The organism is Xenorhabdus szentirmaii DSM 16338 (assembly GCF_002632585.1).
Taxonomy (GTDB): Bacteria; Pseudomonadota; Gammaproteobacteria; order Enterobacterales; family Enterobacteriaceae; genus Xenorhabdus; species Xenorhabdus szentirmaii.
On the sequence record NZ_NIBV01000002.1, the window covers coordinates 270,113 to 284,144 of the forward strand.

General features: G+C 41.2%; 13 protein-coding genes. 3 read left to right on the top strand and 10 right to left on the bottom strand.

The annotated features are described in order from the left end of the window. Positions 1-196 precede the first annotated feature (196 nt). Together Xsze_RS11160 and Xsze_RS11165 are read right to left on the bottom strand one after the other, a co-directional pair. A complete protein-coding gene (locus tag Xsze_RS11160) occupies positions 197-2,839 on the bottom strand; it encodes a bifunctional acetate--CoA ligase family protein/GNAT family N-acetyltransferase (RefSeq protein ID WP_038238710.1) in 2,643 nt (880 codons plus the stop codon). A gap of 125 nt (positions 2,840-2,964) precedes the next feature. Beyond that, positions 2,965-3,636, bottom strand: coding sequence for a tRNA-uridine aminocarboxypropyltransferase (locus Xsze_RS11165; protein WP_038238712.1), 672 nt, complete (start codon positions 3,634-3,636; stop codon positions 2,965-2,967). 134 nt (positions 3,637-3,770) lie between these two features. On the opposite strand from Xsze_RS11165, the gene Xsze_RS11170 reads away from it, so the two are divergent. Next, entirely contained in the window at positions 3,771-4,856 is a 1,086-nt protein-coding gene (locus Xsze_RS11170; RefSeq protein WP_038238714.1) for a tRNA/rRNA methyltransferase, read from the top strand. A 206-nt stretch (positions 4,857-5,062) separates the two neighbouring features. Here Xsze_RS11170 and emrB read toward each other — a convergent pair whose 3' ends face one another. From emrB to Xsze_RS11195, 5 genes are all read right to left on the bottom strand, one after another. Next, the gene (gene emrB, locus Xsze_RS11175; protein ID WP_038238716.1) at positions 5,063-6,604 is read right to left on the bottom strand and encodes a multidrug efflux MFS transporter permease subunit EmrB; all 1,542 of its coding nucleotides are present in this window, start codon (positions 6,602-6,604) and stop codon (positions 5,063-5,065) included. 9 nt (positions 6,605-6,613) lie between these two features. Next, the gene (gene emrA, locus Xsze_RS11180; RefSeq protein ID WP_038238718.1) at positions 6,614-7,819 is read right to left on the bottom strand and encodes a multidrug efflux MFS transporter periplasmic adaptor subunit EmrA; all 1,206 of its coding nucleotides are present in this window, start codon (positions 7,817-7,819) and stop codon (positions 6,614-6,616) included. Positions 7,820-8,061: 242 nt separating this feature from the next. After that, positions 8,062-8,577: a transcriptional repressor MprA gene (gene mprA, locus Xsze_RS11185; protein ID WP_038238720.1), complete on the bottom strand. Its 516-nt coding sequence runs from the start codon at positions 8,575-8,577 to the stop codon at positions 8,062-8,064. A 129-nt stretch (positions 8,578-8,706) separates the two neighbouring features. Beyond that, positions 8,707-9,042: a hypothetical protein gene (locus tag Xsze_RS11190; RefSeq protein WP_038238722.1), complete on the bottom strand. Its 336-nt coding sequence runs from the start codon at positions 9,040-9,042 to the stop codon at positions 8,707-8,709. Beyond that, positions 9,035-9,361, bottom strand: a complete 327-nt coding sequence (locus tag Xsze_RS11195; RefSeq protein WP_051462405.1) for a hypothetical protein — start codon at positions 9,359-9,361, stop codon at positions 9,035-9,037. Before Xsze_RS11195 ends, Xsze_RS11190 begins: the two co-directional genes overlap by 8 nt. Before the next feature lie 1,499 nt (positions 9,362-10,860). Here Xsze_RS11195 and Xsze_RS11200 point away from each other — a divergent pair. Together Xsze_RS11200 and cspE are read left to right on the top strand one after the other, a co-directional pair. After that, the gene (locus Xsze_RS11200; RefSeq protein WP_038238724.1) at positions 10,861-11,346 is read left to right on the top strand and encodes a methylated-DNA--[protein]-cysteine S-methyltransferase; all 486 of its coding nucleotides are present in this window, start codon (positions 10,861-10,863) and stop codon (positions 11,344-11,346) included. Between the two features lie 188 nt (positions 11,347-11,534). Beyond that, entirely contained in the window at positions 11,535-11,744 is a 210-nt protein-coding gene (cspE, locus tag Xsze_RS11205) for a transcription antiterminator/RNA stability regulator CspE (RefSeq protein WP_038238725.1), read from the top strand. A gap of 85 nt (positions 11,745-11,829) precedes the next feature. Here the strand turns inward: cspE and crcB are convergent, their stop codons facing one another. The 3 genes from crcB to lipB form a co-directional block, all read right to left on the bottom strand. Further along, positions 11,830-12,207 carry a fluoride efflux transporter CrcB gene (crcB, locus tag Xsze_RS11210; protein ID WP_038238727.1) on the bottom strand — a complete coding sequence of 126 codons (378 nt, stop codon included), beginning with the start codon at positions 12,205-12,207 and terminating at the stop codon, positions 11,830-11,832. Positions 12,208-12,290: 83 nt separating this feature from the next. After that, entirely contained in the window at positions 12,291-13,256 is a 966-nt protein-coding gene (gene lipA, locus Xsze_RS11215; RefSeq protein ID WP_038238729.1) for a lipoyl synthase, read from the bottom strand. 113 nt (positions 13,257-13,369) lie between these two features. After that, positions 13,370-14,017 carry a lipoyl(octanoyl) transferase LipB gene (gene lipB, locus Xsze_RS11220; RefSeq protein WP_176553686.1) on the bottom strand — a complete coding sequence of 216 codons (648 nt, stop codon included), beginning with the start codon at positions 14,015-14,017 and terminating at the stop codon, positions 13,370-13,372. Positions 14,018-14,032 lie beyond the last annotated feature (15 nt).

The window sequence follows — 14,032 nt, forward strand, 5'->3', positions numbered from 1 at the left end:
GTTTTTTCTCTTAGTTTAGATGGAGGATGTTCCATCATAAGGTGTATGAATCAAAATGATCTGGCAATAATAGCATTAGTTTGGCTCATTGGGAGTATCAATTCGTTCTCCGGGCCTGATTGGTTTAAGTCTGTGCGGTTTATCACGAAGTAAGGATTTTTATGAATTTTGCCACATAAACTAAAGTTTCATTTGATTAAAGCTTCAATACAAGATTAACAATGCCATCTTCTAACTGAATATCAATTGAAAATCCCAGTTTCTTTGCCAGCCGGATCATATTGCGATTTTCTGGCATAGTAATGGCAGTCAGGCTTTGAATACCGTGTTCCTTTGCATAATGAATTAATTTAGTCATGAGGTTATGACCTAATGTCATTCCTTTTAAGTCTGAGCGGACTAAGATCGCAAATTCGGCTTCGACATTGTCAGGATCAGCCATAGCGCGTGCAACACCAATAATCTCAGGGGTTGTTGTAGGGTAACGTATCGCAACAAACGCCATTTCCCGATCATAGTCAATTTGAGTCATATTAGCGAGATCGTCATGGGTAAATTCACTAATTTCACTAAAATAGCGGTAATACAGATCTTCTTTTGTGACCTGACCTATAAATGCTTTTAGCAAGGGTTCATCTTCTGGCAATATCGGGCGTAACAAACATTCAAGATCTTCTCTTATAAAAATAATTTCTTCCAACTCGTTGGGGTATGGACGGATTGCCAGTCTATCGTGGGGAAGTCCGGTCACCGGAGCTAACTCCATTGACACATCCAATAAAGTAAATTCATTGCCAGAAGCAAGCAGTGGATGAATGTTCATGCGAACAATTTGGGGGCAATCAATAAGCAGATTGGAGACTCTGACCAATAATTGGCTGAGTGCCGGAATATCTAGTGGCAACAACGAACCACCGGATTTTATTTTGCCGCTTTTAATTGCCTGAATAACTAAGTAACGGGCTAATGCCATATTAAGGGGAGGAAGGGCGACAGCAGCTTGAGTTTCATTTATCCAATCGACACCTCCTTCTCCAAGCATAATTAATGGGCCAAATACCTCATCTTGTTCAATGGAAATCCTGAGTTCTTGCGCACCAGCACGATTGGCCATGCTTTGCACTAACAGGCCTTGAATCTTGGCTTGCGGAAAAGTCTGTTTCACACGCTCTATAATCGCTTGCGCAGCTGCTCTTACATCGTTGGCATTTCGAAGATAAAGCATAACTCCCTGCACTTCTGATTTATGCGGAATATCCGGAGAGCGGAGTTTAAGCGCAACAGGATAACCGATCTTTTCTGCGATACTAACCGCGTCATCACTGGAGTGTGCGATCCAGCTGGGTAAAGTATTCAGGCCGTAAGCGTCAAGAATTGTCTGTATTTCATGGGTATCCAGGTTAACACTTCCGCTATCAAGAGCTTGCTGTATACATTCATGGGCCCGGGTAGTATTCGATGTAATGCCGATAGGCAGGGAAGGGGTTTCTTTTAGTTGTTTTTGATTTCGTCGATATTCCACCATGTGCATAAAGGCGGTAATTGCGCCTTCTGGAGTCCGGTAAGTAGGAATACCTGCCTCACTGAATAAACGCCGGGCTTCCAATGAGGAATATTCACCACACCAATTAGTGAAAATAGTCGGCCATTTTCCGCGAGGATGTTCCTTGATGAGTTTGATGGCTTCAACGGCTGTGGTATGGCTATGGGATATTGCACAGGGAGAATGAATCAACAATAACGCATCATAATCATGGCTTTCCAAAAGCAATTTGAGCGCTGCAATATATTGTTTAGTTGAAGAATCATCACCGATATCTAAAGGGTTACGCAGAGCAACTGTCTCGGGGAGTATCTCTGAGAGTTGATTGATCGTTTCTTCCCCTAATACAGCAAGTTTTCCCGTTCTCCTGAGAAGCTCATCTAATGCCATTGCTGCGGGCGCAGCGCCATTACTGACAATTAACAAACGCTCCCCCCGCAAAGGCCGCATAAAACTTAATGTTTCTACGGCAGAAAACATCTCATGAGTATCTTGCACACGCAGTAATCCCGCTCGTTGTATAGCAGCATCATAAGCGGCATCAAAATTTTGTTGTTCTCCGAGTAATTGTTGCGCTTTTCGGGTTCGACTGCTTTTCACAATCAGAATGGGCTTATTGCGTGAGGCACTTCGGGAGGCAGAAAGAAAACGTCGTGCATCACTGATATGCTCGAGATGTAACAAGATAGCGCTGGTTTTGCTGTCCCTTGCCAGAAAATCGAGCAGATCATCAATATCGATGTCAACGCTGTCTCCCAAGGCAATAAAATATGAAAATCCAATATTGCGATGATTGGCCCAGTCCAGAATGGTGTTTGATATTGCGGCTGACTGCGAAATAAAAGCCAGCTTACCTTTTAGGATCGGAATGGGGGAAAAACTGGCATTTAACCCGATCCAGGGTGCGAGAATACCGAGACTGTTGGGCCCCAGAATGCGGACATGATGTTTCTGACCACACTGTTTCAGTTCAGTAAATTGTGAGGGGGGCGATGATAAAATAATAACTGTTTTGCATCCATGTTGAGCCAATTGCTCCAGCAAAGGTAAATTGCGGCTATGATGAGTGCAGATCACAGCAAGATCCGGAGTTAATGGCAACTGACTGATAGAATGGTAAGCCAACACCCCCAGAACAGCGCGTCTGCTTGGGGTGACGGGAAGGATCGGGCCAGTAAATCCTCCCATTAACAGATTCCGCATCAGCATTGAGCTGGCTTTTTCTGGTTTTTCAGAAGCACCAATGACGGCGATAGATTTAGGTCGTAACAGTGCTTCGAGTCCACGTTGGCTCATTTCTGGGCTCCTCCTCGGTCACTACATTAATAAACAATCACCGGAGATTAAACAATAACCATGGATAACTTTAGCTACAAGCATTTACTTTAGCGTGGATTATTAATAATTATTGTGATGAATTCCTACAGATGATTAGATTTTCCGGCCAGATATTGTTCACGAAAATGATTAAAATGATTGAGCAATGATTGTGATGCTTGAGTATCACCAGCGAGTTCTAATGCCGCCGCAGCAACTTCAGCAGTACAATGTTGTTCTTGTCTGGATGGTACCCGAAGTAAATAGTCCACTTTAGCGAGACTGTTAATTGATAACAGAGGAATATGATCCAAATATGGGCTTTTGCGAAACATTTTTCTTGCTTCAGGCCAAGTACCATCCAATATAATGAACAAAGGGGGTTTAGAATGCGCAGGAATTTGCTGATACACCGTACGGGGAGGAACGGCGTAACTATCCGGGAAAATCAAATAAGGTTGTCGGGCCGGGTCACGTAAAACTTCCAACATATGATGATCCGGTTCTGTTCTGGACCAGAGAAAAGCATGGGTGTCCGGTAAAATATCTGCAATCAGCTTTCCAGTATTGCTGGGTTTCATAGGCTCAGTATCAAACATGATGAGACAGAATTGACTGGTTGCATTTTCAGGTGAAATCATTTCACAGAGACATTTGTTTTGGGGGAGTAAACAATGCAGGCAACGTTGCACACGGCAACCTCTGGCCAGAAAAGGACGAGTAGAGCGGGCAAGACGGGATTGGCGAAGTTGATAAACAGCGTTGTTATTTCTCATTTAAGAACTCAAACATGTTCGTGGATAAAGCCAGTAAAAAATTAACGTATATTTTAATTGATTGTTGTTGCCAGAGGTAGCTTCGGGCGCGAACATCGGGTAATCTTCGCGCCATAGCGCAGTTGGAGAAATAAATGAACGATTCTTATAGTGGTAAAAATGGCAAAGTCAAAGTGATGTATGTCCGGAGTGAGGACAACAGCGATAGTCGTAAAGACAATGACTCTGGTAGAAACAACAATGGCCGTGGCAGGAACAACGACCGCCGTAGGAACAGTGACAGCCATAAAAATGATAAACGCCCATTTGGCAAAGGGCGTGAGCAGAGTGACCGTCGTCGTAGCCCTGAACGCTCAGAGCGCTCTGAGCGTTCAGGGGACAGCTCTCCCTGGAGAACCATTTCCCGGCCTGAGGGAGAACCACTCAAGGCAGATCACGGTGGGATCAGCGGTAAAAGTTATATCGATCCTGAACAGCTTCGTCGTCAGCGTTTGGAAGAAACCCGTATTTATGGGGAAAATGCCTGTCAGGCGATGTTCCAGAATCGCCCGGATGCAATTGTCCGAGCTTGGTTTGTTCAATCAGTGACCCCGCGTTTCCGCGAAGCCTTAAAATGGATGGCGGCAAATCGCAAAGCTTACCATGTGGTTGATGATCAAGAGTTAGCTAAAGCATCAGGTACAGAGCATCATGGTGGCGTCTGCTTTTTAATCAAGAAACGCAATGGATTGGATGCAAAAACTTATTTGCAACAAGCTCCGGCAAAAGATTGTGTGCTGGCATTGGAAAATGTAGGCAACCCACATAACCTTGGGGCAATTATGCGTAGTTGTGCGCATTTTGGCGTACAGGGTGTGATCTTGCAGGATACTACAATGCTCGAATCCGGTGCAGCTGTGCGTACAGCTGAGGGAGGCGCAGAGCATATCAAAGGCATTGATGCTGATGGTTTTACTGATACGCTGAATACTTTCCGCAATGAAGGTTACACAATCGTAACCACATCAAGCCACAAAGGAAGTACCAAACTGGCACAAACAACATTACCAGAAAAAATGGTTTTGGTATTAGGTCAAGAAAGTGATGGCTTAAGTGACAGTACATGGGAAGATGGGGATATCCGCCTTTCCATCGGGGGTACAGGTCAAGTTGAAAGCCTGAACGTCTCTGTAGCAACAGGTATTATGCTGGCGGAATGGTGGCGTCAGAATAAATCGTAATTCATTTATCTGACACATTTCAATTTACTTCATAGCTATTAGCTATTAGCTATTAGCTATTCCAATGAATTTCAAGATGCAGCCGGCAAAGCTGCATCTTGAAAGACGATGAATATCTATTTCATCATTAAAAAGGGAAGTATGGGCAGCATATGGCAAGAGCCAATTATTGAATTTGTTGCCCCATAACCTCTACCATTCTCAGGTTAATGTGCCCCTCCATGATCTTTTCCCCCTGCCGAAAATGGTGGTTTTGCTATCCAAACCAATAAAGTCAGGATCAAAAATACGCCTGCGGATAGCCAAAAGATTTCGTTGGCTGAGATAATTAATCCTTGGTGCGTGATCTGTTTTGCCAGATAAGCAGAGATTTGTTGGTCATTCATACCTAACTGAGCGAGTTGATGATGAACTTGCTGATACTCAGGATTATATGGATTGATGTGTTCTGTGAGGTTTACATGGTGTAGGGATTCACGTTGTGTCCACATTGTGGTCGTGATAGATGTGCCTATTGAACCAGACAGTATACGAGTAAAGTTTGACAGGCTGGACGCTGAGGCCATGCGCTCAGGAGAAAGCCCTGATAAGGTAATGGTTGTCAGAGGCATAAAGAAACACGCCATGGCAAAACCTTGAATGAACTGAGGCCATGCTACCGCAGTGAAACCGATGTCCGGTTCGAACGTATATGCCCGCCAATAAAAACAGATCGTATAAACGATGAAACTGAAGGTCACGAGGTAGCGCATATCGACTTTATGCCCAAATTTACCAATGATTGGGGTCAATAGCAGTGGCATCAATCCTATAGGTGCGGCGGCAAAACCCGCCCAAGTTGCGGTATAGCCGTAAACTTCCTGCAATAACTGTGGCAATAAGACAATTGTGCCAAAATACAGCATAAAGGCGAGGCTAATACTTAAAGTGCCGATGCAAAAATTTCGCTCTTTAAAGAGTACTAGATCGATAATCGGGTGATCGTCAGTTAATTCCCAGACAACCAGGGTTATCAGTGCAGTAACAGAAATTACCGTAAGGGCGATGATCTCAGTAGAATTAAACCAATCGAGTTCCTTACCTTGATCGAGCATGATTTGCAGACTACCGACACCAAGTACCAACAAAAACAATCCGACAACATCAATCGGATTCATTTCTGTTTTTGTCTCTCGTCCGCGCAATAATTGCATGATGACAAAGATAATGGCGATACCAAACGGGATGTTAATAAAGAAAATCCATCCCCAATGGTAGTTGTCACTGATATATCCCCCAAGGATAGGCCCACAAATGGGTGCAACCACGATCATAATGGACCAAAGTGCCAGAGCCATATTCCGTTTTGCCGGTGGATAATTATTCAGTAGCAAACTTTGACATAGAGGAAGTACAGGGCCGGCGGCCAGTCCTTGGATGACACGGAAAAAAATCAGCATACCGAGGCTGTTGGAAATTCCGCATAACCAAGATGACAGAGTGAAAATTGCAATAGCCCAAAGAAATAATTTCACTTCCCCAATGCGCTTTGCCAGCCAGCCAGTAATGGGAATGGAGATAGCATTTGCTACACCAAAAGAGGTGATAACCCAGACTCCCTGTGACGTCGATGCTCCCAGATTTCCGGCAATTGTTGGAATGGCGACATTAGCAATGGTAGAGTCGAGAACAAGCATAAAAGTTGCCATTGAAAGCGAAATCGTCAGAAGGGCTAATTTTGTGCCTGTCAGAGGTTCTCTGTTTACCATGACTCCCCCTTAAATTGGGTTACCTGAGTTACTATTAATGATATCAGTAACTATTTGATTAGCAGGAGCCATATCTATTGTTAATGCATTGGTATGATAGGCAGGGTCAGTGCGTTCAGTGGTTGCCAGTGTAGTTCCATTTGTGTTCGATGTATTTATTGTCACAGTTGTTGATAAGCCGATTCGCAAAGGATGCTTTTCTAACTGTTTTGGATCAATCTCAATACGGACAGGCAGACGCTGCACGACTTTAATCCAGTTTCCGCTGGCATTTTGTGCCGGCAATAGGGAAAAAGCGCTGCCGGTTCCCATATCAATTCCGATGACTTTCCCAGTATAAACAACACTATCGCCGTAGAAATCACTGGTTATCTGGGCCGGTTGCCCTATGCGCATGTCTGCCAGCTGGGTTTCTTTGAAGTTGGCTTCAATCCACATGTTATTAGTGGGAACGATAGCCATTAATGGTATCCCTTGATTGATGCGGGAACCGACCTGAACACTCCGGCGCGCAACATAACCATCAACAGGGCTGACAATTTTGGTTCTTTGTAACGTCAGCCAAGCATCACGAATGGCGGTAGCCGCTTTTTCGACTGCCGGTTGTTTTTCTAATGGTGTATCCAAAATGATGGCTTTGTTACTTTGGTATTGAGCGATGGCAATATCTAAATCAGCTTGGGCTGACGCGACATTATCACGCATATGTTGTAATTCTTCTTTACCGATTAAATCCTTGGCGCCCAAAATTTCTCTACGATGAAGGTCATTTTGTTCTTTTTTGAGTGCGATTTTTTTCAGCTCAATGGTGGCTTGGTATCTTTTACTGTCAATCATGTGCTGATGAGTGGCACGAACGACATTGGCTAATTCGCTTTCGGCTTTTTTCAGGGCCAACTCAGCATCATGGGAGTCAAGCTTCAATAGTGTATTTCCGCTTTTGACCAAATCAGTGCCATCAAAATTGACAGAAATGACGCTGCCTGGAATCTGCGACATGATCTGTATTTGATTGCCCACAACATAGGCGTTATCGGTTTTTTGCTGATAACGCAGAGTGGAAAACCAGTAAATTGAATAAATAATGCCAACAATAAAGAAGAGTAGAATGAATAACATGATGATATTACGGCGTTTCTGTTTTTTAGTGCCCTTTATCTTTTTATCACCATGTATTGGGTTAGGCGGAAATGATGTTTTCTCACTAACACTCATATAGCGAATCTCCGTGTTGTTTTAAGCGATTTATATGCTGTGCGTAACTGTATTCGGATCAGATCGTTTCCAGTAGTGCAGTTTTGCACTACTGGAAAGGCGAACGATATGGATTTAATTATTATCTGAAGATAATAGTTAGCCATATGAAGTATCAGATGATACTGGCTAGCAGAAAAGTTTTTTTAGATCTTGTTGCTATTGCGTGATTTTTTGAGCTAAAAATTAACCCCAATTTATAATCACTTATTTAAACAGTCACCAATGCTATCTAATTGAGTTAATACTTTTCGCATCAATTTTTCTAATTGCTTTTGTTCCTCCATATCAAGAATAGACCAAAGTTTGACCAGGCATTCATGCTGAGGTGGAAGTAAACCATTCAGGAAGCTTGAACCTTTTTCTGTCAGATGAAGATGGAGACAACGACGATCGTTATGGCTTTCCTTTCTTTCTATCCAGCCTTGCTTTTCTAATTCGTCAGCAATTCGAGTTGCATTTGTGCGGGAAGAGCCTAATGCAGCACTAAGTTCTGATGGCTGAATGCTACGACTTTCTTTGGTATCCAGAATCATCAGTGCCATAAACAAGGTTTCATTGATTCCTTGTGCTTTCAGCATGTTATTACGATTTTCCAGAATTTTGCTCTGAACATGCATTGACAAGCGAGTGAGTAATATCTCTTGATAGGGCAAACTTTTTTGCTGTGAAACACGGCAATTAAGCAACTCTTCTGTGGGAGTGAATGAACTTTCCATTGTTTAGATACCTTATTAGTTTTAACCGGTAAAGTAACTTCTGTTAAAAACCATACAAATACTATATTAAAAGTTAAATTTAGCAATTGTAGTTATTTATTATCATCATATTTCTTTTAATATTGATACCTAATTCATAAATACCTTGAATGCTATGCCAAAAACAACCGTTGCATATTGTGTTGAAACGATGATGTTTTGGGGGTTATGGAGCAGCAAACAGAGAGTTAGGCATCCTATTAAATTTAAATTGGGATAAAATTTATTGTGTTGTTTCACCACACCAGAAATCCCGGAAGTGATGAAACACGGGTAAACACGTTCGATACTCATATTATTGGATATGGCGCGGACTCTTTCCATTTTCTTGATAGGAGCAACGCCAGAGCCTGAAGACATGCAGCAGAATAAAAAGCTGACAGAACCGACAACAGAGCCGATAAAGGACATTTTATTATCAGTCATATGATTCTCTATTATTCATCTGTGTGGTTTTTCCCTGCAAAAAGAGAAAACGCCATGACGATATGCCGATACCAGATAATGTTGGGGTAACAAACTGATTGATGACTGAATAGGTGAAGCACGAAAGAAAGATAACGTTCAGAAGAGCAAGTGTCAGTTTGATTGCATTTAAACCTAATGCAAAAGAGATGCGAACATAGCCAATAGCTATAGAGAGAATATCAGAGATATCTTCTTTAAATGGAGAAGCATTGTTCGGCTTGGGTATCTCAGCAACCGATATCAGTATATCAGGGACAGATTTATCAGTTATCGGCATGGAACGTTTTACTTTTTGTTAATAGGTAAAACAACATTAGCAAAATATGACGAATGTGAAAATATGAAACATATAAATAATTCAATTATTATTATCTACTGTAAGGTTTTTAGGCTGGTTTTAGAAAAAATGATAGTCTGCAATCAACTTTTGTTAATATTTTTATAACTATATTTTGTATAACGACACCGAACTGAAAGGATCATGAGTTGCTTTTAGCCATACAGCCACTGTTTTTAGATATGATTTACCCGTTATTTTGGTCAGAAGATGTTTCTACAGTGTATTAGCCGGTATGAGTTACCTGTTTGATTTTTATTGTATTGGGTATCTTGACAAGCGAGGATCATTTTTTAACACATTATCTCTTTTAACACATTGCATTGAAGGCCATTTGCGTGAACCATAACCTCATTTTTATTTTGCAACACAATTTATCTCTATGTTGACGTATTATTGGTTAATAGGTTGATAACTTTTTATTGAACGAACTTAGTTCATTGAACAGAGCTAGGGAATATAAAGCTGATTGAGATGAAACACAGAGGCTATCCCATCGAAGTGTAAAGAAGGGCGTAACCGATAACGCTAAGATTTAAAAGGCGACAGACAGGTATATTGATCGCCAGAGAAGGAAGGTTATCGCATTTATTGTTAATTAATGGCTTGTTATAACAGTATATAGGCTTTGAGCCTACCCCGTATATTTATCAATTTCCGAGCATAAAGCACGTCGTTAATTGTATTCAGGTTTATTAAAGATTGTGATTTTTATCGTATTAACGTAGGTGGTTATAAATGAAGAACAGATAATGAATATCTCTATAATAAATTTTTGATTTTTTTAGTAATAAACATTTTTATTCTGTTTTTCGTTAAGATCATTTCAGCTGTTTTTTAACGAATATATTAAATAATTTATTGATATAATGGTAATGAAATGTACGTTTTGTTAATGATGCTGTTTTTTAAAGGTTTTTTAAAATCTCCCTCGTTGAGGTGTTATCCTTATTAATTTCTGCCTATGTAATTTCATTATAACCCTCATTATTGTTTTTTTTAAAAGTCCTTAATTGCTGCGTATAGCCCGAGTGTTCATTCGGTTGATGAATGGAATAATGATGTAGGATATGCCACTGTGTTTGCCATAAATAATAACGCTACTGGTAAAAACGCTTAGTGAGACTTATAGTTAAGTATAATAAAACTTAACATTTTTATCTCAGGATGAGATGGTTTTTTTATGATACGAGAGCTATATGTTGTTTTATTTTTATAATTGATATCTATATGTGGTGTTTTTTCTTTTTTCGATTCGAGATTGCCAAAAATACAATGTCATATATTATTGGCAGATCCATAATTTTAATTATCAGTGAGCGTAATGGTTTCTTTAGAAAATTGTCAGATGTGTAACCGAATTCATCATTGCAAATTGATGAAAGAGCGACTTAGTCTAGAGCAGAGATTTTTAATAATAAATTAAATGGAGGTAGTTTATGTACCATCATTACCTGAATACTCCAGAAGGCTTTCCTAAACCTTATGTACATATCACTGCGGATGATGAAGGAGTGACCAGTGTTTATTTCGTCAGTGAAAAAAGCGAATTAGAATCTAAAAATGCTATTACTAAACAGTGTGCTAAAGAATTACAGGAATATTTCAAAGGAAAAAGGCTGAAATTTACAGTTCCTTTAAACATGCAGGGGACAGAATTTCAAAAACGGGTTTGGCAGCAACTTTGCGACATTTCTTATGGAGAAATGTGGAGTTATAAACAGTTAGCATTAACATTGGGATCAGTAAATTATTGCCGTGCAGTTGGTATGGCAAATTCACGCAATCCCATTGCGTTAATTGTTCCTTGCCATCGCGTGATTGGTCATGATGGTAAGTTGGTTGGTTATACCGGAGGTCTTGATATCAAAGGATGGTTGTTGAATCATGAAAAGGCTAAAAACGCCAAAAGTAAACAAAGCTGAAATAATGTTCTAATTTATTTGTGAAATCACAATTGGCGTATACAATTAAACGCTGTGGCTGCGCGTAAGAACATTTTTTTGCGTTTTTATTATTATTTCGTGATCTATGTTGCAGACAATAGACTATATTATTTGTTGTACTGTATGCGACGCTAAGTTCGTGTCTATTTTTATTAAAGGTAAGTTTGATGTCTAAAATTACAGGTAACGTTAAGTGGTTTAATGAGTCTAAAGGATTCGGTTTTATCACTCCAGCTGATGGCAGCAAAGATGTTTTTGTTCACTTTTCCGCGATTAAATCTGAAGGGTTCAAAACTCTTGCTGAAGGGCAAAAAGTAGAGTTTGAAATTACTGAGGGTGAGAAAGGCCCATCTGCTGCAAACGTTGTCGCGATCTAATTTCTAATCCCATATTTCGAAAAACCCGTTTTTATAGCGGGTTTTTTTATGCTCTTCATTTTTTTCATTTTTGACTTGAGTTTGCTCAAGACAATTTACTCATCACAATAAAAGCAAGTGCCGTCATTAACAATGATCCCATTACGTTAATGAAAATGCCGAATAACGCCCAGCTTACCTTTCCCATTTGTAATAAGTTAAATACCTCAGCAGAAAAGGTCGAAAACGTGGTTAAACCGCCACAGAAGCCGGTTGTCAGCATCAGCTTCCAAGCCGGATCGATATGATTGGCTTTATTGAAATAAGCGAGGCCCAGCCCAATGATAAATGCTCCGATACAATTGGCCGTCAGAGTACCAACGGCAATTGGACAGGAGGTATTATTCAAGCGGAGGCTAATGAACCAGCGCAGTACGCTACCCAAGCCACCACCGATAAATACAGCGAATACAAGGTTTATCATTACACAATTCACATAATATTCATCATGATAGTGGCAACTTGTTATTTAAATGACTGTGTTATTTAAATGATAGCAGCAACAAGTTATTTAACTTCCATGCCCTTAGCTTGCAAGTCAGCATGATAAGAAGAACGAACAAATGGGCCACAAGCCGCATGAGTAAAGCCCATTTCCAGCGCCGCTTCTTTCATTTCTTCGAATTCAGCAGGGCTGACATAACGCTGAACGGGTAAGTGATGGCGGCTGGGTTGCAAATATTGCCCAAGAGTCAGCATGGTGACGCCATGACGACGCAGATCGCGCATAACTTCCAGGATTTCTTCATTGGTTTCACCTAATCCTACCATCAAGCCTGATTTGGTCGGGATATCAGGATGAGCTTCCTTGAATTTTTCCAGTAGCTTTAATGACCACTCGTAGTTAGCACCAGGGCGGACTTGACGGTAAATTCGCGGAACGTTTTCCAAATTGTGGTTGAACACATCGGGAGGTGTCGCCGTTAAAATGTCCAGAGCACGATCCATGCGGCCACGGAAATCAGGAACCAGAGTTTCTATCTTAATAGATGGATTTTTTTCGCGGATGGCAGAAATACAATCAGCAAAGTGTTGAGCGCCACCGTCGCGCAGGTCATCACGGTCAACAGACGTGATAACGACATAGCGAAGCCCCATATCTTGAATAGTCTGTGCGAGCTTGATGGGTTCATTTGCATCAGGTGCATTAGGTCTGCCATGAGCGACGTCACAGAACGGGCAACGACGGGTACAGATAGCCCCAAGGATCATAAAGGTTGCGGTGCCGTGGTTAAAACACTCAGCAAGGTTAGGGCAGGAGGCTTCTTCGCAGACGGAATGCAACCCATTTTTGCGCATAGCAGCTTTGATGCCCTGAATGCGGCTGGAATCCGCAGGAAGTTTGATTTTCATCCACTCAGGTTTACGCAACAGTGCTTCACGTTCTGTGGCGACCGTCTTCACAGGGATTAAAGCCATCTTGTCTGCGTCGCGGTATTTGACACCACGTTCCATCTGAATTGGTTTACTCATAATCGTGCCGGTTCCAGTTATATTCTTCAGATTTTGACTTACTGCTTAATATAAGAACAATATCAAGCCAACAAGCCCATTCAAATTTTTTTGAAAAATGTTAAAAAATTATATCATCTTTCATTGATGAGTTGAAATCCCAAGATCTGACAGAATTTTTCCACCAGAATGGGTTGTACATCTTCGATAGCCACCCCAGTAACGAGGTCACTGAGTTGGATCATTTGCATGCCTGCATAACCACATGGATTAATGCGTAAAAAGGGTTGTAAATCCATTGAAATATTCAGTGCCAGACCATGGAAAGAACAACCTTTACGGATACGCAAACCAAGGGAACATATTTTACTGCCGGCGACATAAACACCGGGAGCATCAGGACGTGCATAGGCTTCTACGCCAAAATGAGACAACGTCATGATCACGGTATTTTCGATAGCAGTGACCAATTGGCGTACCCCAATTTTTGACCGCTTCAGGTCGACCAAAACATACATGACTTGTTGCCCGGGAGCATGATAAGTGATTTGCCCACCTCTGTCTGACTGAATGACAGGGATATCTCCTGGTGCAAGTAAATGTTCCGCTTTACCGGCTTGACCTTGTGTAAATACTTTTTCATGTTGGACAAGCCAAATCTCATTAGGTGTTTCCGCAGTACGCTGCTCAGTAAACTGATGCATGGCATCAGAAACGGGTTCGTAAGGCTGAATACCTAATTGGCGTAAGATAACCGTGTTATGTTGCAATGGGCGCTTCATCATTTGTTAACAAAA